This window comes from Lactobacillus melliventris (assembly GCF_013346935.1).
Lineage (GTDB): Bacteria > Bacillota > Bacilli > Lactobacillales > Lactobacillaceae > Lactobacillus.
This window is the reverse complement of the sequence record NZ_JAAEEB010000002.1, coordinates 17,087-37,339: the sequence shown is the minus strand read 5'-3', so window position 1 is coordinate 37,339 and position 20,253 is coordinate 17,087. Positions and strand designations below refer to the sequence as shown.

Sequence of the window (20,253 nt, the reverse complement as noted above, 5' to 3'; positions counted from 1 at the left end):
AGCCCTTTTATAATGCATTTTTGAAATACGTGGTTAAACTATAATAAAATGAACTATTGTGGATGGAGTGATTACAAAATGAAAGTTCTGATAATTGGTGCTCACGGACAAATTGGGCAATTATTGGTAAAAATTTTACAAGAAAGTACGACTTGCCAAGTCATTGCCGGTTTGCGCTCCCATGAGCAGGAAAAAGCCTATCAAGAAAAGGGAATTACTACCGCATTTATTGATCTAGCAGGACCGCAAGGGCAATTGGCAAAAGCCATGCAGACGGTTGATGTAGTAGTGTTTGCGGCCGGATCAGGTGGTAAAACCGGTGCTGATGCAACGATGATGATTGACCTTGATGGAGCAGTCAAAGCAATTAATGCGGCAAAAGAAACTAACATTCACCGTTTTATCATGATTAGTGCAATTAAATCTGACGATCGCAGCTTTTGGTCGGATAATACACCAGCAGCAGGACCGCAAAATTATTACTATGCGGCAAAATATTATGCTGATCAGTGGTTATTGCACAGTTCACTCGACTATACAATTTTGCGGCCAGTGGCACTGACTAATCAAAAGGGAACGGGAAAGATCAAAGTGGCAGATCATTTTACTGATTCTATTGCAGATATGACAATTACTCGTCAAGATGTGGCCCAAACGATTGCTGACATTATTTTAACGGGAAAATTACACCAAAAGGAATTTGATATTGCTAATGGCACAGTACCTATTGCACAGGCAATTACAAACTTACACTAAAAATATTTTGATCATAAAATTTTAATAGGCTAATAAATTAATGCTTTGCTAACATGATTTCTTAGCCTTTTATTTTGGCCTAAAACGCAGTAAAAAATGAATGAAAGTAGTATTGCAAATATTGTTGCTTTAAGTCTGCTTAAATTAAAAAACTATTTCGCTTATATTAGTGCATATGGTAAAATCTGCTTATATTGTTATTAGAATAAAGGAGGGAGCTATGCTAAAAGTAGAACATTTAAGTAAGCGTTTTGGTGATTTTCAGGCTCTTAAAGACGTTAACTTTACCATTCAGCCTGGTGAAATCATGGGTTTGATTGGTCAAAATGGCGCAGGGAAAACTACGACTTTCCATAGTATTTTAAACTTTCTGCACTATGAAGGAAAAATTACTTGGGAAGATCAGCCCATTACTGAAAAAACTTTTGATACTATCGGCTACTTACCAGAAGAACGTAGTTTACTGCCCAAAATGACTATTGAACAGCAAATTATTTATTTGGCGCAGTTAAAAAGCCGCCCAGCAAAAGAAATAAAACCGCAAATTGATGACTGGCTGAAACGCTTTGATGTGCAGGGTAAGAAAAGTGACAAAATAAAAACACTTTCGAAGGGTAATCAGCAGAAGGTGCAATTAATTTGTACCTTAATTCATCAGCCCCAATTAATTATTTTGGATGAGCCCTTTAGTGGTTTGGATCCGGTAAATGCAGATTTGCTTAAAAACGCAGTTTTAGATGCTAAAAAGAATAATGCAGCAATTATCTTTTCCAGTCACGATATGTCAAACGTTGAAGAAATCTGCGATAGTTTGATCATGTTGAAAAAGGGACAAGTTGTTTTAAGTGGTACAGTTGACGCTGTTCGTGACTCATTTGGTAAAACAGAAATTTACTGCAAAACTACTAAGTCGCTTGCAGAATTGCAGCAGCTCCCTCACGTTAAAAAAGTGGAAAAGAAAGCGCATGGCCAATATCTTTTGCGAATTGACAATGAAAATAGTGGTTCGGAAGTCTTTGACGCATTGACAAATGGCGAATATGTTGAAGAGTTCCGGCAGCAACCACCAACACTTGACGAAATATTCAGAATGGAAGCTGGTGAACAACATGAATAAGTTATGGACCGTAACACTGCAAACTTATTGGCATCAAGTTAAGTCTTGGTCTTTTCTGCTTTTAATTTTAGGACCATTTTTCATAATTGGATGTAGTGCTTTAGGAGGAGCTATCGGTGCTAGTTCTGATCCAGACAGCCAGATTGCAGTTATCAGTTCCAATGAGCAAGTTCGCCAAAACTTTATTAAAAACAATGATAAATATGTTGATGCTAAAATTAAAACCGCTAAATCTGCTAAAAAGGCTGTCAAAAAAGAAAAGATTGATGGTTACCTGGTATTTGAGACGCAAAAAAAGCAGGTTAAGGCCATTTATCACGGAGCGTCACCCATTGATGATGAATTGAAGCCTAAAGTAAAAAGTTATTTACAAGTCTTGCAGAGTCAGCTTAATTTGCAGCAAGCGCAATTGGCGCCACGTCAAATTAAAGCCTTACAGCAGCAGCCAAGATATCGCGAAGTACTTCAGAAAAAGCAGCTGGGCGATAAACTGGCTAAAATGGTGTCATTAATTATAGTGATTATGGTCGTTTACATGGTTTTGCTTTCCTACAGTAGCATTACAGCTCAAGAAATAGCTTCTGAAAAGGGTACGAAGATTATGGAAATCATTTTCTCCAGTACAACTGCGGCAAAATATTTCTTAGGCAAAATTCTGGGCATTTTTGGTGTAATTATTACGCAACTTTTAATCTATATTGTTGGCGGCTGGGCCACTTACCGCTGGGCTTTACATGCAAAAATTACGGCTTCATTTATGCATGACAACCAGGTAGTAATAAATAAAATTCTGGGTAATTTGGTAAATGTCAATCTCATTTTCCTGATTCTTGGTGTAATTATTTATACGATATTGGCAGCTTTTTCAGGAGCTTTAGTAGCCAAGCCAGAAGATTCTTCAAAAGCTGCTCAAGGCACTACGATGATTTCCCTTATTGCCTTTTTCCTGTCGCTTGCCTTTATTTCTAACCCCGAACAAATTTTGCCACAAGTATTATCCTATGTGCCATTCTTTTCTTCATTCATGATGCCAATTCGGATAATTAATGGTCATGTGGGTAATATGGAAGTTATTTTGTCTCTGGTAATTTTAATAGTAAGTATTACTGGCATGACAGTATACATTAGTAAAATCTATCAAGGCGTAATTTTGCAAACTGAAGATACCAGCTTTTGGCAGAGATTAAAACGAGGGCTGGCATATAGTAAAGCATAAATAATGTAAAAATAGCTATCAGTGTGATAGCTATTTTTATTTACTTTTTGAAACAGTCATATTTGAAGTGATTCGGTATTGAGTAATTTAAAAACAGTTTAAGCTAATTAAACAAAAAAATACTAAGTAAATAGGTGAAGAGCATTGGTAGTAAAGGGACTTAGGTAGGAAGTTGTCTTACTAAAAAAATTAATCTTAATTTTCTCTTGACATAGACGTCTATAAATGTTTATATATAACTGTAAGCGATTACAGCAATTGCTCAAAATAATCTAATCAATATGAAAGGTGGTTTATTATGTTAAATTTGTCGGATAAAGAATTGGCGTCTAAGATTCAACATACTAATGTTAATCCGGAATTAACACCGGATGATATAAGAGGTTTGTGTGATGATTGTAAGCACTTTGGTTTTAATGGTGTAATGATTCAGCCGCAATGGGTCACTCTTGCAAAGAAAGAACTAAAAGGAACCAACATTCAAGTTGCTACATGTATGAGTTTTCCAATGGGAGCACAAAAGACAGAAGTTAAGGTGTTTGAGGCTCAACAATGCTTTGCAGATGGTGCGGATCAACTTGACTGGATGCCTAATGTTGGTTTTTTAAAAGCTGGTATGTACGATGAATACCAAAATGAAATTGCTGCAGTAGTTAAGGCGGCAAATGGCAAGATTGTTAAAATTATGCTCGAATTTGGTATGTTGACACGTCCAGAAAAGATTAAGGCAGCTGAACTTGCCAGGGATGCTGGTGCTACTTATCTAAAAAACTCTAGTGGTTGGGGTAAAGGTGGTCACGCAACCATTGATGACATTCAATTATTAAAGAGAATTGCTCAAGATAAATGTGAAGTAAAAGCTTCCGGCGGTATTAGAACCAGACAGCAGGCTCTATCTTTGCTTGAAGCAGGAGCATCATTACTGGGTACGAGCGCAGGTCCCCAAATTATCACTGGGATAAAGGAAAAGAATGATTCTATAGCTGATTAATTTTATTTAGCTATATTGCTTTTAGGGTGAATAGTATAATACTTTATAATAAAAACAAAGATTATACTATAAATAAATAACTTTTAAAGAAGGAATGAATCCCTATGAGTAATATATCAATAGATAATAATTCTCCAATATCCATTTATCAGCAAATTGCAAACCAAATAAAGACAGACATTAATAAAAAAATATTAACACCGGGCGACAAAATCCCGTCTGAAAAATGGTTTGTTGACAATCTCGGAGTAGCACGAGGGACTGTTAGAAAAGCAATCTCTTTGCTAGTCAAAGAAGGTACTTTGGAAAAAGTCCAAGGTAAGGGAACTTTTGTGACAAAACCGCAGATTTCTTATCCTTTTGCGCAAGAATTAGTCTCGTATGCCGAAACTATGAAAGCAAAAAATATTAATTTTTCCACGCAAGTAATAGAAAAGAAGATTGTCAAACCTACGAAGGAAATCCAGAAAAAGTTAAAAATAGGTAAAGAACAGGAAGTATTATATTTGGTGCGTCTCAGAAGTGTTGAAGACACTCCGGCTATACTTACTTTTAACTGGATTTCTCTGGATAAGTGTCCGAAAATAGCAAAAGTAGATTTTAATAATGTTGCTTTATTTGCTGCAATAGAAAAAGATGCAGGAATAAAAATTAAATATGGTATTAGGAATTTTTCAGCACGTAATCTAAACAAAAAACAGGCAAAAATAATGGAATTGGCACCAAATGATGCTGCTTTAGAATTAAATCAAGTTACTTTTGCAGCGGATGATGAGCCGATAGAATGCTCTGACGCTTTGCTTAGAACTGATCAATATAAAGTCACTTCTATTTTATATAGGTAAGGTACAAATAATGAAGATCTTAATTACAACACACGGGAATATGGCAAAAGGTATTTATAACAGTTATCAAATGCTTGCAGGTTCAACTAATCAGATTAAGTATTTAGGACTAAGTTCTGATGATACTGGTCAATTTAAAAAAGAACTTGCTCACATAATAGATCAAGAAACAGATGATTTATTAATCCTTTGCGATATTAAGGGTGGCTCGCCATATAACGAGTGCTTTGCAAAATATCTTCAAAACCCGCAAAAGATTAGAGTTGTAGCGGGTCTTAATTTGCCTATGCTTTTGGAAGTCGGCCTGTCACTAACTAGCAAGCCGAGTTTAGATGAAATCACAGATTTAGCTGAAAAATTCGGTAAGGAAGGAGTTTGTGTAGCTAAAGAAACAGCTGACACAAATCAAGATATTGAATTTTAGCTAGAGGAAGGTGTTTCTCTATGGCAATAACATTAGCTAGAGTGGATGACCGTGTGATACATGGTCAAACCACGACAAGATGGTCGAAGGAAAGACCCATAGATGGTTTCTTAGTAGTGGGTGATAAGATCATTCACGATAAACTCAGAACAAAAGTTTTAAAAGCAGCAGCTGGAAACCTAAAAGTAGGTATATTTAGCGATGATAAAGGTCCAGAAATAATTAAAAAGGGGGTACAGTCAAACAAAAACTTTTTCTTAATATCAAATTCACCTCAAACTTTCGCTAAACTTTTGCAAAATGGAGCTGATTGGGGTAATGAACTGAATGTAGGACCAATGAATACGCGTGAGGGGGCAATAGTCGTTGAAAGAACTTTAGCCCTTGATGATAAAGATTATGAAGCATTTGACTACATGTATAACCATGGCATAAATATTTCTTTCCAACTGATTCCAGATGAAAAGAAAAAGACGTGGCCTGAGGTTAAAAAGCACTATGATGAGTTGAAAGCCAAGGAGGGATAAAAATGAATATGGCTCTTTTTTGGCAAGCTGCTTTAGTTGGTATTCTCGGGTACTTGGGAGCAGTTGATAGTATCGTTATGGGTGGCGTTGCCTACGGATTCTATATTTTAGGCAGACCCTTAATTGCAGGCTTCTTGTGTGGTTTGATTTTTGGAGATGTTAAAGCAGGTATACTTTGTGGGTTAGCCGTACAAGCGGTTTTCATTGCGACAATGCATACTGGTGGAACTTCAAGTACGGAAATCACTTATGCTTCTTATGGCGGAATTGGATTAGCAATGGCTACAACTAAAGATCCTGCAATTGCAGTTACCCTCGCTATTTTTATTGGTCAAACGTTTGGTCTGATTTTTTATAACTTAAGAATGGCAGGCTTTTCCTATTTTAATCATAGAGCCGATCGTGACATTGACCGTTTTAATAAACATGCTCTTATTATGGACCAAGTTGTTTGGCCACAAATTATTACTTTCTTGGTACGTGCAGTGCCAATATGGGCTGCAATATACTTTGGCAGAGGAGCAGTTGAAGCTTTACTCAAGGTAATTCCAACGCAAATAACCAGTATTATCACAGTACTGGGCGGATTACTGCCTGCTCTTGGTATTGCAATGCTAATGAATATGCTAATTAAAAATAAGCTGCAATTAATCTACTTTCTATTTGGTTTTGCAATGATTGCTTTTGCCAAAATGAGTACTATTGGCTTAGTATTTATTGCTGTTTTAATTGCCTATCTTGTTTACCAGATATCTGGTAGAACTAGCAGTAATAATAGTAGTAATTCATCTGATGCAGAAAAAGCTATCCAAACAGAAGATGAATACGAGGATGCAGATTTATTCTAAGGAGGCAAAATAATGGCTAATCAAGATGATAAACAAACGTCGGTAGTCCAACCAGCTAAACCTGAGCGCTTAACTAAAAAAGAATTACGGTCAATTTTTTTAAGATATATGTTCTTGCCTGAATCTGCTATGAGTTATGAAAAAATGCACGGCGCTGCGTGGGCGGTTTCATATATGCCTTTAGGCAATAAATATTATAAAAATAATGATAAAGCCTATCAGCGGTTGCTTAAGCGGCATTCGCCTTTTTATAATACGGAACCACAAACCGGACAGCTGGTTAATGGTATTGTAGCCTCACTAGAAGAACAAATTGGTATGGGCAACACTAACGTCAGCGAAGAGATGCCGGTCGATGTTAAGGCTTCATTGATGGGACCCTTAGCTGGTATTGGTGACTCACTGATGCAGGGTATTCTAATTCCCACGCTCTTATCAATTGCCATGGGTCTATCTAAAGGTGGCAGTCCCTTAGGTCCGCTATTTTACATCGTAACTTATGCGGTGATTATTACTATTGTAGAAGTAGTTTGCTTTAAAGGTGGTTATAAGTTAGGTGTGTCTGCTGTAGACAAAATTGTTGGTGAAAGTGCTAAGCGTCTGACGAACATGTTTACAGTTTTAGGTACAATTGTTATCGGTGGTCTTGCCGCTTCGACAATTGCTTTAAAAACAACTGTCAAGATTCCTTTTGGTTCACAAACCAAGCCACTTGAAACAATTATTGATGGATTCTTCCCGGGACTATTACCTCTAGTTGCAGTTTTATTTACTTTTTGGCTGATTTCATCTAAAAGGATGAGCGCTAACAAAGTAATTCTAATATTGACTCTAGTAGCTACGGTGGGTGTACTAATTAAATTTTTGTAATAGCTAATTTTTGGCAAACTGATGTAATATTGAGCTTCAATGTTAAGCAAACGTTGGAGCTTTTTTAGTGGTGCTTTTCTATTTGAGATATGCAGTGTAACTAAAAGGAATCTTGATTTAGAAAAACTGCAATTGCTCATAGAATGGCGAAAAACCAACATACTTTAACCAAGAAAATATAAATAATTAACATAACAAAATTATTTAATGCTTTAATCACATTTCATGGCGTTAACAGACAAGGATTTGATATCAGTTATTAAATTAAGGAAACAGAGCATTAAAACTCCTGTTATTGCACCAATATGTGGTCGGTATATAAACCGGTGATTACAATAAACATTAAAGTAATGAGGTTAAACACCAGTTTATTTTTTTGCTATTTTCTTAAAGTGTTAGGGCTCAGTACAAAAAGTCCTAGTCTTTTTATGTAAAACTAAATTGCTCTTAATTGGTTAGTCCAGCTATAATTTGTTTTTTAATCAAACTATAATCGCTAATAGTGTCTCCTTGATAGTTAAAGAAATCCGTTTGCAAGGCAAAGGCACCAATGGGTCCAATAATTGCTCTAATTATTGTAATTGGTATCAATTTCGGATCAATTTCAGAAAATTTTTGTTTCCAACCATTGAACACATTAATAAAATCAGTTTCTTTACTGATTAAGTCTTTAAAATATTGCAGTAATTTGGGGTCAGTCAGTATTTCTTGTAAAAGCAGCTTGATAAAGTCAAAGTTGGCTTTAATAAACTTAAGTTGGTCTTTGACAATAAAAGTGACCAATGCATCCAAAGCTTGATATTGGGAAAGACTACCGATAAAGTCTTGCTGTAATTCAATAAACAAAGGACTAACTCCGATCAAATATCGGAAGTTAGTCCTGAGCTATGATTAAATAATTTATCATACAAATTAGATAAATAATTATTGATCTAACAATCATCTAAAACAATAATGATAACGCAAGAAACTTAGGTAAGCTTCTATATTTATCTAATTCTTGCAATAATAGTTGAATTACTGTAAAGTAATGTTAACAGATATATGATAATTATTAGTACTAATTGTTCTTTGATCAGAGTATAGTACTAAAAACGGTATTATCATAATACTGAGAGTTAACTTTATTGTTAACTCTTTTTTTGCGTGTTTTATCTTTTTATGGTTCATATTACACCTCCTTTCAATATTTTTTAAACTAATTCATAATAATGATTATTTATATCTTTAAAAAAGAATAAAAAAGTATCCGCTTACACTTTATAATCTAGCTCTGTACTGAAATTTTGTCAATAAAAAAGCTTTTTTATAGTCTTTTTTGAAATTTAAACTTGATGTATAATAAAATACTATTTAAGACAAATACTGTATTTTTATGATTAATCCTTAGTGGATATCATTTGAATACATTTAAACTTTGTATGTCCAATGGCTGGATTTTAGTAACGGAATTACTCATAGTTACTGGTAATAACTATTTCTCTGACTTTTTTATTGTGGCTGCAAAGACCAAAATATTAGTAATAGTTTTAGACTATGTTTGTTATATGGAGGAACCATGATTATCAGTAATATTTGGTTGATTATTTTTGCCACTATTTCTTCATTTTCTAGAGGAATAATATCAGTTATTGACCGTTACCAAATGGGGTATCGGAAGCAAAGTTCAATTGATGTGAACTTTTTAAATAATATTTGTAGTTCGGTTTTAGTAACTTTCTTTCTAATTTACGTCTTGCACAATTTTCCTAGTCCCAGAATAACCAACAACTATCTTATTAAAGTCCTTTTATATGCTTTTTTGGCGCAGATAGTTGCCTATGGTTACAGCTATGTGTTCAAAAAAGTTTCAATTATGCAGTCTGTGCTTTTGAGCAAGGTGACCGATCTTTTTATTCCTTGGGCCATCTTGCTGACAATGGGTTACTTTAGCAAATCTTCATATTTAGTTTCTATTATTTCCACTGTAATCGTGGTTATTTATATTGTTTTCGAGCAGCGCCACAATAATTTAAATTTAAAAACTTTATTGACCACCTTCGCTGTGATTGCGCCCTTATTGATTATTCAAGCTGCACTTTCACCGGTATTAACTAAAGGCCTAATCAAACCGATTGATCTGGTCTTTTTTACTATCATGACAATTTATGTGCGCTGTTTAATTACCTTAATTACTTTTATTTATAAAAACAGAACTCTTAAAATCAGCGCTGAAAATCTTAAAGGTAAGGTTTACCTGATTTATGGCTCCCGGGCGGTTTTGACTCTTTTAGCGCAAGTAACTTATACTTTGGCAACGTCTTCACCCAACTCAAGCATTGCCTGGATCTTTTTAAACATGACCTCTTTATACAGCGTCATCTTTGGCGATATTTTCCTCAAAGAGAAGATGAAATTTGCAGATATCTTGGTAATTGTGGCTATTTTTATCTTAGCTTTATTTTCAAAGTAACTGCAAGAGTTTGGAAAAATAAGAATTAAGCGCTATAATGGCGCTATGATTTGGAAACGCCGGTTCAAGGTGAGTGTTGGTTTCTATATTGGGGAAGAAATCTGCACTCTGAATTAAGTATTGGGGAATAATTAATGATAATTGAAACCAAGAACCTGGCGAAACGGTATCGTAAGGTGAAAGCAGCTAAGCTGTTTCACAAAGAATATCGCATTTTTGACGCAGTAAAAAATGTTTCTCTAGAGATTCATCAAGGAGATCATGTTGGCTTAGTGGGGTTAAATGGTTCCGGCAAGTCAACCTTGATCAAAATGATTTTAGGTATTTTGCAGCCTGATGGCGGCAGTATCAAGACTTTTGGTAGAGATCCGCTTAATAACAGACAAAAAAATGCGGCTAAAATAGGAGTAGTATTCGGGCAAAGAAGCCAATTACGCTGGGATTTGCCCGCAATAGACACCTTCAAACTCAACCGTGAAATATATCAAGTACCGGAGGATATTTTTACCAAACGGGTAACAAAGTTAGCGCGGATGTTGCAGGCTACCGAGTTTTTAACGCAACCGGTGCGCACCCTTAGTTTGGGTCAACGAATGAAGGCTGAATTCATTGCAGCTCTTATTCACGATCCTGAACTGCTTATTTTAGATGAACCCACAATTGGACTTGACGTTCTGACAAAAAATAGTATCACGCAATTTTTACAACAATTAACTGATAAAACGATCATTTTCACTTCGCACGATCTCGATGAAGTAGCCAAAGTATGCTCACGCATTTTAATTTTGAATAAAGGTCAGTTGGTATTAGATCAAAGTAGTCTACAACTAGCAGAATTAGATGTGCCCACAACAGTCACTTTTACTAGTGCGGATAAATTGAGCGCTGATTTAATAAAGCAGTGGCCCAACATGGTGCAGCTTGAAAACGGTTCATATCAGATTGCAGGCATTAAGCAAGAAAATCTGAAAGAAGTGTTAAGTACAATTACTGCCCGCATCCCAGTTGCCAATATTGAAGTTAAGAGCAATAAATTGGCATATTTATTGGCGCACCTCAAACAGCAGGAGGTGCAGCAATGAAATATAGGCTAATGCTCATTAAAATAGGAGTAAAAAAAGGTCTAGCCTCAAAATATGCTTTGATTTTCTGGCTGTTTTCATCTTTAATTTCGCTTACCGTACAGTATTTTTTGTGGCAAGCTGTTCTAACTGGCAAGCCAAACGGTGAATTTAAACAAACAATTAGTTATTTGGTATTAATGCAGCTTTTGACCGTGCTTTTTCCTAAAACCAGCTACGATGTGAATGATAAAGTTCGTTCTGGTGATATTGCACTTGACCTGTTAAAACCAGTAGCATTTGCAACGCAGCTACTGTGGGAAAGCATTGGCTATTCAGTTGTCAAATTTGCAGTGATTGGTACAGTGGATTTATTAGTTTGTTTATGGATTCTGAATTTTCAAATTGCAGTGAGCACAATTTTAATGGTCTTAGTAGCAACCACTTTGGCGTATTTATTGTATTTTGAGCTGGAACTGCTTTTAGGGACATTTTCTTTTTACACTTATAGTATTTGGGGCATCTCCACTTTTAAAGAAGCAATACTATTGGTATTAGCTGGCAATATTTTTCCGGCCAATTTTTATCCGGCAGTGATCAAAAAGTTGGCCGCTTATTTGCCATTTCAATATTCATTTGGTGCAGTAGGAATGCTGGCGCAAAAGCCATCGTGGAGTTTATTTATTCAAGTAGTTTTGATCCAGCTTTTCTACATTATCCTGTTCAACGTGCTTTTTAAATTCTTGTTTAAGCGCTCCGTTGTTTCAACTGTGATTCAAGGAGGGTAATAATGAGATATTTAAAATTGTTAGCCACTTATTTAAAAGTAAATTTAAAATCACTTGCTGTTTATGACTTGGACTTTTATTTTGCACTAGCAGGGATGATCATTCAAAACTTGCTTAATATCCTCGCTTTAAGATTTATTTTTAATATTGTGCCCCGCATTAAAGGCTATAGTTTTGCACAGCTGCTTTTAACTTATGCCTTGGCAACTTTAGCTTTTGCTATTTTTCGCTGCTTTTTTATCAATGCACTCAACATTTCTGATTATATTCATGACGGGCGCTTAGATACAATCTTAATTAAACCAGTCAATCCTTTATTTCAGCTTGTTAATGAACGTGTGGATGAGGACGCATGGGGCGATTTAATTGTTGCGCTTTTGTTGTTGATAATTGTGGATATGCAGTTACATAATCCGTGGTATATCACGGTCATGTTTATTTTTATCTCGCTTTTTACTTCGCTCATCTTCTTAGGACTAGCTGTATTAGGTAATATCGTTGCACTACTTTCTAATGGTTTAGCCAACTTGGCAGAAACAACATTTGACTTTTTTGACATGAGTAAATACCCCTTAGCGATCTATTCGTCGGCTTTAAGGCTAATTATGACCTTTATCTTGCCAATCGGCTGGGTTGCTTCAATTCCACAAGAAAAAATTGCAGTTAAGCACGAGTGGGTCTGGCTTTTACTAATTCCTGGCGCCTGTGTATTCTTTTTTATCCTAATTTATCAGTTATGGCGGGTATTTTTACAAAAATACCAAAGTACTGGCAGTTAACACTAAAAAGCCCTGTAGCTTATGGCTACAGGGCTTTTTAAGTCTCTTAAACTCTTTTTCTTTTATTGCATTAAATCCTATTACTCAAAAATTGATTCCTGCAATAATTTTAAAAATAATTCTGCGACTGGTGATAAATTAACTTCACGTTTCCAAACTACCCTGATAGCTTGCTGCAGCTCTGGCTGCAATTTTCTAAACGTAATGCCCGAATTTTTCGAAGTATCAGCTAATTTATCTAGAGTAAGCATTAATGCGGCATGATTCTTAACCATCAAAGTACCGTTAAAATTTAAATTATAACTGCCAATAAAATTGACTGAATCGTAATAATTTCCTAGCCAGTTTTGAAAAAGGTGCATTTTTTGCGCTTGCTGTGAATTTAATAAAGAGCGTCCTTGTAAATCTCCTGGTTTGATCACTGCTTTTTGCGCTAAAGGATCATTAGCAGGCATTAAAATTCCCCAAGTATCTCTTTCGGGTAAAGTTAAAGAGGCGTAATTAGCTAAAGGAACGTTCCCGATAATGACTGCAAAGTCAACCGTCCCGTTGTCTAACTTGCGTTCGGCATAACTGTAGTCCCCACTTAATAAGTGAATTTTAACAGAAGGATGCTCTTTAATAATTGCGCTGACCACATTCATGACCCGCTGCATCCCGAGGCTTTCTCCCGCAGCGATGGTTAAATCACCACTAATAAAAGAAGCTTTTGTCAAGTTTCTTTTGGTTTTAGCAGTTAAATCTAAAATTTCTTGTGCCTGTTCAAGTAAATAATGACCTGCTGGAGTTAAAGCTAAATGCCGCGACTTACGGCTAAACAATTTAACGCCAAGTTCAGCTTCCAGTTCAGCAATTTGTCTTGATAAAGCTGGCTGGGAGATAAGCAGCTTTCTGGCAGCACGGGTCATATTGCCTTCTTGGGCCACGGCTACAAAGTAATTTAAAACTCTTAGTTCCATATTATCTTCTCCTTGCTAAATTGTTTTTGCCGCTAAAAATTCCCTTTAATGCAAACAAGTTATACAAGATCATGTTTAAAAAGTATTTTACATAAAAAAGTAGTATGACTAAAATTTTAACTAATCGGTAAAATCGAAAGATAAAAAGCACCTATAACTATTAACTATAGGTTACTTTTCAATCAATATTAGATAAAACAAGCAAGAACAATCGCTGTGTTTAACTTAATATATTTTTTTAGCTAATGCTTAAACTTAGATCTAAGTTTAGGTCTATCAGAAAGAGGAACAATAATGAAAATATCGGAAGTGGCTGAAAGAGTAGATTTGACTCCTGTAACTCTGAGATACTATGAAAAGATGGGCTTAATACCTGTGATAAAGAAGGAACATGGCGTCAGAAACTACGAAGAAAAAGATCTTACTTGGATTAGTTTTATTAAGTGCATGCGTCAGGTGAAAATTCCGGTAAATGATTTGTTGGAATATACTAAATTGATGCAGCAGGGTAGTGATACTAAGAAACCCAGACGGCAAATTTTAGTCAAAGAATTGCATAGGCTAGAAAAGCAAGACCAAAATATTCAAGTTACCATTGCGCGGTTAAAAAACAAAATAAGTTTATACGATCAAGGTAAAATACAGTAAGCTAATTACCAGAGAAAGTTAACTAGCAAACGGTCAACTTGTGTGTTTTCATGTAATTTACTATGTTGGGCGCGAGGACCTCTGATTTCTTTTTCTTGATATGAACGGGCGCGTTTACTGACTAAGTAACGGTAAGAACGGGCAGAGTTAACGGTGACATCACCATCACTGCCAGACCCCATATCACCATAGATATTTAAAACTGCAGCTTTTTGAGGAAATTTTTTTCTCAAACTTATAAGTCCGCGGTAGCCTGCACTCATTTTTTGCGGTTTGCCAGCGCGATTTAAGACAGTTTTATTTGGTGCTCCTTGTTCCCCAACATAGCCATTATAATGACCAGCAATCGAAACCTGTTTATTTAGTTGAGGCATGTGCGCATTAGTGGCATTATTGCGCAAGTAATAGGCAATTTGTAAATTACCCATTGAATGTCCTACTAAATTGATGCGATTAAAACGATACCTTTTTTGCAGTGCATTAATTACGTCTTTAATATAATTGCTGCTTTTGTTCATGGCAGCAATTTGATTATTCGTTCCAGCAAAAATGCTCTTATTATTTTGAAGATTAACTTCAACTATCGGGTTCTTGGCCCGTATTTTAATTGTCCCTAGTAAAGTGACTTTACCGGCAGGACTAACATCGGCGCGTATGACAGAATTAGTAGCATGCTGTTTTTGGGCATAAGCCACCATACTTTCTTCGGCGTGGTAACTGCTGCCCCAGCCATGTACAAAAAGTGTTGGCGTATCGATGCGAATGCTGGCACCATTTTCTTTTTGGTAATTATTTTTTAAAAAGTAAATTCCTAATAGCAGTATGACTGTTATTAATGTACTAAAAAGGATGGCCTTACGTTTTCTGGTCATTATTAATCAACTCCTTGCAGCCATAGTTTGCAATTATAAAAGCTGCTGTACATCCGCCACAATTTGAGCAGTAGTTAAATGATTTTGCTGGTAAATTTCTTTAACTGGAGTTTGGTCAGTATAAACGCGCTTTTGACCGTAATTAAGTACTTTAACTTTGGTTTTACCAAGGTAGGATGCCACTTTTTGCCCAAAACCACCATCTATAGAGTTATCTTCAAGAGTAACAATTACTCGATGATTGGCTGCTAACTGGTCTAGGGCTCGTTTATCTAAAATATTGGCAGAAAGTGGATTAACTAGGGTAGCTCCTAACTTAGTTGCCACGTCTTTACCTAATTGATAAAAATCTCCTAGTGCCAAAACTGCTACATTTTTACCTGGTTTAACCCGATATTTAATTTCTGAGTAGTTGGTTGCTACAGTTTGTTCGTCTGAATCTGGCACATTAGCCGGCATTTTAATAGCAACGGGGTGTTTTCTTTGGCTAATAGCCCACTTGATCATTGCTTTTTCTTCTTCTAGTGTAGTAGGAGCCAGATAAATCCAGTTAGGCAAGTTAGAAATCATTACTTGGTCAAAGATTCCCAAGTGCGTCTTAGATTGATTAGAGATTCTGCCACCAGCTACTAGCATTACAACGGGCAGGTCGTTGGCAGCCGTATCGTGAGACAGTTGGTCAAAAGCACGCTGTAAGAAAGTAGAATTTTCCATTAGAACTGGAATCCCACCTTCTTTGGCAAACCCCGTGGCAAAAGCAACAGACTCTTGTTCAGCAATGCCCACGTCCGTGTAATGATCGGGAAATTCTTTTTTGAACTCTTCCAGGTCAAAGACACCCGGAATGGCTGCATCTATCGCCATGACGCTTTTTCCTGCTTTAATCTCATCTTTAATCACGTCAAGCGCCACTGAATTAGGGGTAGGCTCCTGACTTTCTGGAGCAAGTGGTTGATCATTTTGTAAATTAAAGGGTGATACCCAGTGATGAGCCTCTTCATCAGAAACTGCGGGCTCATAGCCCTTGCCCTTAAGCGTATTAATGTGTAATAAAATGGGATGATCAACATCTTTAACTGCTTTAAAAGCGGCAATCATATCAGTCAGGTTATTACCGTCTGCGACATAGCGGTAATCAAAGCCCATAGCTGTAAACGGATTTTCGGCAGTCTGACCGTTTGAATCACGTAATTTCTTTAGAGCTGTCACTAAGCCGCCAACATTTTCATCAATTGACCATTGATTATCATTAACTACAACTACCAAGTTATGTTTTTCAATTGCAGCATTGTTTAAGCCTTCAAAGGCCAGTCCGCCAGTCATCGAACCATCACCAATTAAAGCCATGATATTTTCATGCTTGCCCATTAAATCGCGGGCCTTAGCCATACCTGTTGCTAGCGCAATAGAGGTTGAAGTATGGCCGATTGAATAGTAATCATAAGGACTTTCGTCCGGATTAGAATACGGAGTGACATCTTCATAGTGGTCGGGATCAAGCCAGGCCTGTGCCCGTCCGGTTAACATTTTATGGGGATATGTTTGGTGCGAAACGTCCCAAATAATTTTGTCTTCGGGTGCATTAAAGACGTAATGATAAGCAATTGTAGCCTCCACAATCCCCAAGTCGGGACCAAGGTGACCTCCTTCAGCCGCATCTTTTTCTAAGATTAATGTTCTGATTTCCTGGGCTAATTTTTCCATTTCAGGGATGCTTAATTTTTTAAGATCCTGGGGTCCAGCAATGTGGTTTAATAAGAAATCTTCATGTTTGTTCATTTTCAAGTGCCTCCCTGCACTAATTTATTCAATCTTTATTAATAATTATAAAATACTTTATTGTGGTAGCGAGCTGACAATTATAGCAATTGCTATGTTCAGCAGGATAAATTTTATAATTATCAAAATTGTAGTACTTAAAGTTAAGGTTAAGTCAAATAGTAACCTAATTTTTTAGTTAAAAATGATATGGCATCGTTTAAACTATAATTACTAGGTACGTTTGAAATTGATTAGGGGATCAAAATGACAATTGGAAAATATAATCAAATATCATTTTGTGCATAAATCAGAGTGCATATCTAAGTGCAAGTGGGCCATCAAGAATTGTACTTTATTAGAGATGCCGGAATATGGTGGACAGGCAGAGCTATTTGTTAATCAAAATCTAAATACCTGCTTATTAAAGATAAGTTAGTGGTATGATTAAATTGTCCAGAAAACGTTTTAATAAGGGAGATGTTGATTATGAAAATAGGTTTTATTGGCACTGGCGTAATGGGTAACGCAATTTGCCTTAACTTATTAAAAGCTGGCCACGAGCTGTGGGTCTATAACAGGACAAAGAGTAAGACTGATAATCTGGTTGCAAAAGGTGCTACTTGGTGTGAAAATCCTAAAGCTATAGTTGAACAAACTGATACCATTTTCACGATTGTTGGTTTTCCAACTGATGTTGAGCAAGTTTATTTCGGCGATAACGGTATTTTACAGGCCGAAGTTAAGGGTAAAAATTTGGTAGACATGACAACTTCCAAGCCGGCTTTAGCGCAAAAGATTTTCGCCGCGGGTGAAAAACAAGGAGCAAAAGTCCTCGATGCTCCCGTTTCAGGCGGTGACCTGGGCGCAAAGAACGGTACACTGACAATTATGGTTGGTGGTGATGAGTCCGCATACCAAAACTTGGAACCTGTTTTTAAGGATTTCGGAAAGCAAGTTCATTATTTTGGACCAGCTGGTGCGGGACAGAATACTAAAATGGCTAACCAGATCATGATTGCAGGCACCATGACTGGCATGACAGAAATGCTGGTTTATGCCAAAAAAGCCGGTCTTGATCTTGAAGCCGTCCTTAAAACTGTTGGTGCTGGTAGTGCTGCTAACTGGAGTTTAAGTAACTACGGTCCGCGCGTCTTAAAGGGTGACTATACTCCAGGCTTTTTCAGTAAGCATTTTTTGAAAGACTTGCGCATTGCTTTAGAGACTGCGAAAGAAATGAAAATTGACTTGCCGGCTACTGCAGAAGCTAAGAAGTTATATGAGATACTTGTTGATGAAAAGCACTTAGGTGATTTGGGCACACAAGGTTTAATTAAACTCTGGTGGCAGTAAAATACTAATTTAAGATAAAGAAAAAGTGGAGTAATCTTGGTTGGAACTACTTCACTTTTTTAAATGCTAATAAACTTATTTGATTTTACTTTTGACTTCAGGAACGCCATCCAGTACGTTGGCATAGCGCGCTAGAATGAAAAGGTAATCTGATAAACGGTTGAGATACTTTAAACAGGCAGGAGCTAACTCTTGCTCTTCAGCATTCAACTTAACCAGTGAACGCTCAGCCCGTCTGGCAACTGTCCGAGCATAATGTAAGTGAGTTGCTGTAATGGAACCGCCAGGCAAAATGAAATGGGTTGTTTGGGGTATTTTCTTATTAAGTTCGTCGATTTCCATTTCCAGCTTGGTTACGGTTTCAGGTGTAATCTCTTCGTGCCTTTTGACAACAATATCGCTTTCGAGTTCATATAAGTCCCGCTGCAAGTTTTGAATAGGGTCATGTAGCTCTTGGCATTTAGCAGACAAATTGGCAATTACGACACCTAAGTAAGAATCAAGCTCATCAATATCGCCGACAGCAACAATTTGCAGGTCATATTTAGGAACCATTTTACCGGTAACCTGTTTGGTAAAGCCTTGATCGCCTACTTTAGTATAAATTTTAATCGTCATAAAAGCCTCCGTTTGTAATGATCAAGTGCAATATTCAGTGGCTTGTAGAGAATAGGATAGAATACCAAATTACCAACAGCATGGTAGGTATCAAAGACTAAACTTCCAGCCCAGTAAGCTAGGAACGCGTTAAAGCCGCCGAAGATAGACATACCAAAGTCGACAAAGCAGCCATATTCCCAGCCGAGAAAAACGGCAAGAATTAGTTGCAGAGTAAAATGCTTTTTCAATGGCGTGAATTTATCCAGCAAAGCAACGGTTAAAACGCAGCCGCCAAAGGCTAAAACTTGTGCCACAGTCCAAATGCCAAAACCTAAGTAAATATTGGAGACGACCATGGTTAAAAGAGCTAAGGCAAAGCCAAAGCCGAAGCCGATATTCAACGTTACAATCATTAAAATATCGGTTACCGGCTGGACATTAGGCACAGGAATTATTTTAAAAATTCTTAGCGCTACGCACATGGCTGTTAAAATTGCTAGTAATGCTAATTTCTTAGTTGAATTACGTGCCATAGTAATTTAGAAGTTAACTTTTGCTAAAGTAAACTTAACCTTATCTTTATTTGCCAATTTTTGGATTGCGGCACCTTTTTGAGCGAACTTACCATTTATTTTGTAAGTCCAATAGATTTTTTTACTTGGATTTTGGCTCTTACCAGCTATTGAAGTAATAAGTCCATGGTCACTCTTTATTTTCCAGCATTTTCTTAAACCACGCATTACAGTTGAATGCTTTGGCAATTTAATAGTCTTCTTCTTGTAGGTCTTATTATGTACTTTTAGAGTGTAAGTAACTTTGATCTTACTGCTGGCATCAACCTGTTGGACATTTTGAGTTGTTTCATAGCCTGCAAAGGTAAAAATGGTGGCTATTCCGGTCAAAACTGATAATTTGCTTCTTTTCATATATAAACTCCCAATCTATTAATATTTTTGTGCAAGCACTAAAATAGTTCGTACTTAGTCACTTGCACGGCCAATAGTTTTACTTCATTTTGGCTAAAGTAAACTTAACTTTGTCTTTATTTGCGACTTTTTGCTGGTTAGCACCCTTGGTAGCGTATTTGCCATTGATAGTGTAAGTCCAGTAAATTTTCTTTTTAGCATTTTGTTTTTTACCGTCAATTGCCGTGATAAAGCCTTTATTACTGTCAACTTTCCACGCCTTTTTCAAACCGGTCATTACAGTAGATTTTTGCGGCACTTTAACTGTCTTTTTTTCAGTATCATTTTTAGCAGCTAAAACATAGCTAACAGAAATATTATTTGTCTTGGGTTTTGGCTTTGTCTGGTTGTTCTCACAGCCGGATAGGCTAAAGGCAAAAATAGCAGCGACGCTGGCAATTACTGGTAATTTACTTTTTTTCAT

At 36.5% G+C, this 20,253-nt stretch carries 23 protein-coding genes; 15 read left to right on the top strand and 8 right to left on the bottom strand.

Annotated elements, in window-relative coordinates:
* Positions 1-78 precede the first annotated feature (78 nt).
* From GYV61_RS01755 to GYV61_RS01715, 9 genes are all read left to right on the top strand, one after another.
* A complete protein-coding gene (locus GYV61_RS01755) occupies positions 79-756 on the top strand; it encodes an NAD(P)H-binding protein (RefSeq protein ID WP_174794524.1) in 678 nt (225 codons plus the stop codon).
* Positions 757-976: 220 nt separating this feature from the next.
* Positions 977-1,873, top strand: coding sequence for an ABC transporter ATP-binding protein (locus tag GYV61_RS01750; protein WP_174794523.1), 897 nt, complete (start codon positions 977-979; stop codon positions 1,871-1,873).
* Complete coding sequence (locus GYV61_RS01745) at positions 1,866-3,089, top strand: ABC transporter permease (protein WP_174794522.1); 1,224 nt, start codon at positions 1,866-1,868, stop codon at positions 3,087-3,089. Before GYV61_RS01750 ends, GYV61_RS01745 begins: the two co-directional genes overlap by 8 nt.
* A gap of 298 nt (positions 3,090-3,387) precedes the next feature.
* The gene (gene deoC / locus GYV61_RS01740; RefSeq protein ID WP_174794521.1) at positions 3,388-4,080 is read left to right on the top strand and encodes a deoxyribose-phosphate aldolase; all 693 of its coding nucleotides are present in this window, start codon (positions 3,388-3,390) and stop codon (positions 4,078-4,080) included.
* Between the two features lie 104 nt (positions 4,081-4,184).
* On the top strand, positions 4,185-4,925 hold the full coding sequence (locus tag GYV61_RS01735; RefSeq protein ID WP_110445375.1) for a GntR family transcriptional regulator: 741 nt from the start codon (positions 4,185-4,187) through the stop codon (positions 4,923-4,925).
* 10 nt (positions 4,926-4,935) lie between these two features.
* Entirely contained in the window at positions 4,936-5,349 is a 414-nt protein-coding gene (locus tag GYV61_RS01730) for a PTS sugar transporter subunit IIA (protein ID WP_174794520.1), read from the top strand.
* 20 nt (positions 5,350-5,369) lie between these two features.
* Positions 5,370-5,876: a PTS sugar transporter subunit IIB gene (locus GYV61_RS01725; protein WP_174794519.1), complete on the top strand. Its 507-nt coding sequence runs from the start codon at positions 5,370-5,372 to the stop codon at positions 5,874-5,876.
* Between the two features lie 2 nt (positions 5,877-5,878).
* Positions 5,879-6,724, top strand: a complete 846-nt coding sequence (locus GYV61_RS01720) for a PTS mannose/fructose/sorbose/N-acetylgalactosamine transporter subunit IIC (protein ID WP_174794518.1) — start codon at positions 5,879-5,881, stop codon at positions 6,722-6,724.
* Positions 6,725-6,736: 12 nt separating this feature from the next.
* Positions 6,737-7,594, top strand: a complete 858-nt coding sequence (locus GYV61_RS01715) for a PTS system mannose/fructose/sorbose family transporter subunit IID (protein WP_174794517.1) — start codon at positions 6,737-6,739, stop codon at positions 7,592-7,594.
* Positions 7,595-8,041: 447 nt separating this feature from the next.
* Here GYV61_RS01715 and GYV61_RS01710 read toward each other — a convergent pair whose 3' ends face one another.
* Positions 8,042-8,440 carry a hypothetical protein gene (locus tag GYV61_RS01710; RefSeq protein WP_174794516.1) on the bottom strand — a complete coding sequence of 133 codons (399 nt, stop codon included), beginning with the start codon at positions 8,438-8,440 and terminating at the stop codon, positions 8,042-8,044.
* Between the two features lie 712 nt (positions 8,441-9,152).
* Between GYV61_RS01710 and GYV61_RS01705 the strand changes: the two genes are divergently transcribed.
* From GYV61_RS01705 to GYV61_RS01690, 4 genes are all read left to right on the top strand, one after another.
* Entirely contained in the window at positions 9,153-10,046 is an 894-nt protein-coding gene (locus GYV61_RS01705; protein ID WP_174794515.1) for an EamA family transporter, read from the top strand.
* A gap of 134 nt (positions 10,047-10,180) precedes the next feature.
* Positions 10,181-11,128, top strand: a complete 948-nt coding sequence (locus GYV61_RS01700) for an ABC transporter ATP-binding protein (RefSeq protein ID WP_046324071.1) — start codon at positions 10,181-10,183, stop codon at positions 11,126-11,128.
* Positions 11,125-11,895 carry an ABC transporter permease gene (locus tag GYV61_RS01695; RefSeq protein WP_174794514.1) on the top strand — a complete coding sequence of 257 codons (771 nt, stop codon included), beginning with the start codon at positions 11,125-11,127 and terminating at the stop codon, positions 11,893-11,895. Before GYV61_RS01700 ends, GYV61_RS01695 begins: the two co-directional genes overlap by 4 nt.
* Positions 11,895-12,674: an ABC-2 family transporter protein gene (locus GYV61_RS01690; RefSeq protein WP_174794724.1), complete on the top strand. Its 780-nt coding sequence runs from the start codon at positions 11,895-11,897 to the stop codon at positions 12,672-12,674. Before GYV61_RS01695 ends, GYV61_RS01690 begins: the two co-directional genes overlap by 1 nt.
* An 80-nt stretch (positions 12,675-12,754) precedes the next feature.
* Here the strand turns inward: GYV61_RS01690 and GYV61_RS01685 are convergent, their stop codons facing one another.
* Positions 12,755-13,633, bottom strand: coding sequence for a LysR family transcriptional regulator (locus GYV61_RS01685; protein ID WP_174794513.1), 879 nt, complete (start codon positions 13,631-13,633; stop codon positions 12,755-12,757).
* A gap of 294 nt (positions 13,634-13,927) precedes the next feature.
* On the opposite strand from GYV61_RS01685, the gene GYV61_RS01680 reads away from it, so the two are divergent.
* A complete protein-coding gene (locus tag GYV61_RS01680) occupies positions 13,928-14,281 on the top strand; it encodes a MerR family transcriptional regulator (protein ID WP_174794512.1) in 354 nt (117 codons plus the stop codon).
* A 5-nt stretch (positions 14,282-14,286) separates the two neighbouring features.
* On the opposite strand, the gene GYV61_RS01675 is transcribed toward GYV61_RS01680, so the two are convergent.
* Both GYV61_RS01675 and GYV61_RS01670 read right to left on the bottom strand, forming a co-directional pair.
* Positions 14,287-15,153, bottom strand: coding sequence for an alpha/beta hydrolase (locus tag GYV61_RS01675; RefSeq protein WP_174794511.1), 867 nt, complete (start codon positions 15,151-15,153; stop codon positions 14,287-14,289).
* Between the two features lie 33 nt (positions 15,154-15,186).
* On the bottom strand, positions 15,187-16,932 hold the full coding sequence (locus GYV61_RS01670; RefSeq protein WP_174794510.1) for a 1-deoxy-D-xylulose-5-phosphate synthase: 1,746 nt from the start codon (positions 16,930-16,932) through the stop codon (positions 15,187-15,189).
* 468 nt (positions 16,933-17,400) lie between these two features.
* Here GYV61_RS01670 and GYV61_RS01665 point away from each other — a divergent pair, with 468 nt between their 5' ends.
* A complete protein-coding gene (locus tag GYV61_RS01665; RefSeq protein ID WP_174794509.1) occupies positions 17,401-18,264 on the top strand; it encodes an NAD(P)-dependent oxidoreductase in 864 nt (287 codons plus the stop codon).
* 75 nt (positions 18,265-18,339) lie between these two features.
* Here GYV61_RS01665 and GYV61_RS01660 read toward each other — a convergent pair whose 3' ends face one another.
* From GYV61_RS01660 to GYV61_RS01645, 4 genes are all read right to left on the bottom strand, one after another.
* Complete coding sequence (locus tag GYV61_RS01660; RefSeq protein ID WP_174794508.1) at positions 18,340-18,882, bottom strand: cob(I)yrinic acid a,c-diamide adenosyltransferase; 543 nt, start codon at positions 18,880-18,882, stop codon at positions 18,340-18,342.
* On the bottom strand, positions 18,879-19,397 hold the full coding sequence (locus tag GYV61_RS01655; protein WP_174794507.1) for an ECF transporter S component: 519 nt from the start codon (positions 19,395-19,397) through the stop codon (positions 18,879-18,881). The genes GYV61_RS01660 and GYV61_RS01655 overlap by 4 nt, the downstream gene beginning before the upstream one ends.
* Before the next feature lie 6 nt (positions 19,398-19,403).
* The gene (locus GYV61_RS01650; RefSeq protein ID WP_174794506.1) at positions 19,404-19,790 is read right to left on the bottom strand and encodes a DUF4430 domain-containing protein; all 387 of its coding nucleotides are present in this window, start codon (positions 19,788-19,790) and stop codon (positions 19,404-19,406) included.
* Between the two features lie 79 nt (positions 19,791-19,869).
* Positions 19,870-20,253: a DUF4430 domain-containing protein gene (locus GYV61_RS01645; RefSeq protein ID WP_122025465.1), complete on the bottom strand. Its 384-nt coding sequence runs from the start codon at positions 20,251-20,253 to the stop codon at positions 19,870-19,872.

Excerpts from the sequence above, each read along its gene's own strand:
- GYV61_RS01755 (WP_174794524.1), top strand. The coding sequence starts at position 79 with ATGAAAGTTCTGATAATTGGTGCTCACGGACAAATTGGGCAATTATTG.
- GYV61_RS01750 (WP_174794523.1), top strand. The coding sequence starts at position 977 with ATGCTAAAAGTAGAACATTTAAGTAAGCGTTTTGGTGATTTTCAGGCT.
- GYV61_RS01745 (WP_174794522.1), top strand. The coding sequence starts at position 1,866 with ATGAATAAGTTATGGACCGTAACACTGCAAACTTATTGGCATCAAGTT.
- deoC (WP_174794521.1), top strand. The coding sequence starts at position 3,388 with ATGTTAAATTTGTCGGATAAAGAATTGGCGTCTAAGATTCAACATACT.
- GYV61_RS01735 (WP_110445375.1), top strand. The coding sequence starts at position 4,185 with ATGAGTAATATATCAATAGATAATAATTCTCCAATATCCATTTATCAG.
- GYV61_RS01730 (WP_174794520.1), top strand. The coding sequence starts at position 4,936 with ATGAAGATCTTAATTACAACACACGGGAATATGGCAAAAGGTATTTAT.
- GYV61_RS01725 (WP_174794519.1), top strand. The coding sequence starts at position 5,370 with ATGGCAATAACATTAGCTAGAGTGGATGACCGTGTGATACATGGTCAA.
- GYV61_RS01720 (WP_174794518.1), top strand. The coding sequence starts at position 5,879 with ATGAATATGGCTCTTTTTTGGCAAGCTGCTTTAGTTGGTATTCTCGGG.
- GYV61_RS01715 (WP_174794517.1), top strand. The coding sequence starts at position 6,737 with ATGGCTAATCAAGATGATAAACAAACGTCGGTAGTCCAACCAGCTAAA.
- GYV61_RS01705 (WP_174794515.1), top strand. The coding sequence starts at position 9,153 with ATGATTATCAGTAATATTTGGTTGATTATTTTTGCCACTATTTCTTCA.
- GYV61_RS01700 (WP_046324071.1), top strand. The coding sequence starts at position 10,181 with ATGATAATTGAAACCAAGAACCTGGCGAAACGGTATCGTAAGGTGAAA.
- GYV61_RS01695 (WP_174794514.1), top strand. The coding sequence starts at position 11,125 with ATGAAATATAGGCTAATGCTCATTAAAATAGGAGTAAAAAAAGGTCTA.
- GYV61_RS01685 (WP_174794513.1), bottom strand. The coding sequence starts at position 13,633 with ATGGAACTAAGAGTTTTAAATTACTTTGTAGCCGTGGCCCAAGAAGGC.
- GYV61_RS01680 (WP_174794512.1), top strand. The coding sequence starts at position 13,928 with ATGAAAATATCGGAAGTGGCTGAAAGAGTAGATTTGACTCCTGTAACT.
- GYV61_RS01675 (WP_174794511.1), bottom strand. The coding sequence starts at position 15,153 with ATGACCAGAAAACGTAAGGCCATCCTTTTTAGTACATTAATAACAGTC.
- GYV61_RS01670 (WP_174794510.1), bottom strand. The coding sequence starts at position 16,932 with ATGAACAAACATGAAGATTTCTTATTAAACCACATTGCTGGACCCCAG.
- GYV61_RS01665 (WP_174794509.1), top strand. The coding sequence starts at position 17,401 with ATGAAAATAGGTTTTATTGGCACTGGCGTAATGGGTAACGCAATTTGC.
- GYV61_RS01660 (WP_174794508.1), bottom strand. The coding sequence starts at position 18,882 with ATGACGATTAAAATTTATACTAAAGTAGGCGATCAAGGCTTTACCAAA.
- GYV61_RS01655 (WP_174794507.1), bottom strand. The coding sequence starts at position 19,397 with ATGGCACGTAATTCAACTAAGAAATTAGCATTACTAGCAATTTTAACA.
- GYV61_RS01650 (WP_174794506.1), bottom strand. The coding sequence starts at position 19,790 with ATGAAAAGAAGCAAATTATCAGTTTTGACCGGAATAGCCACCATTTTT.
- GYV61_RS01645 (WP_122025465.1), bottom strand. The coding sequence starts at position 20,253 with ATGAAAAAAAGTAAATTACCAGTAATTGCCAGCGTCGCTGCTATTTTT.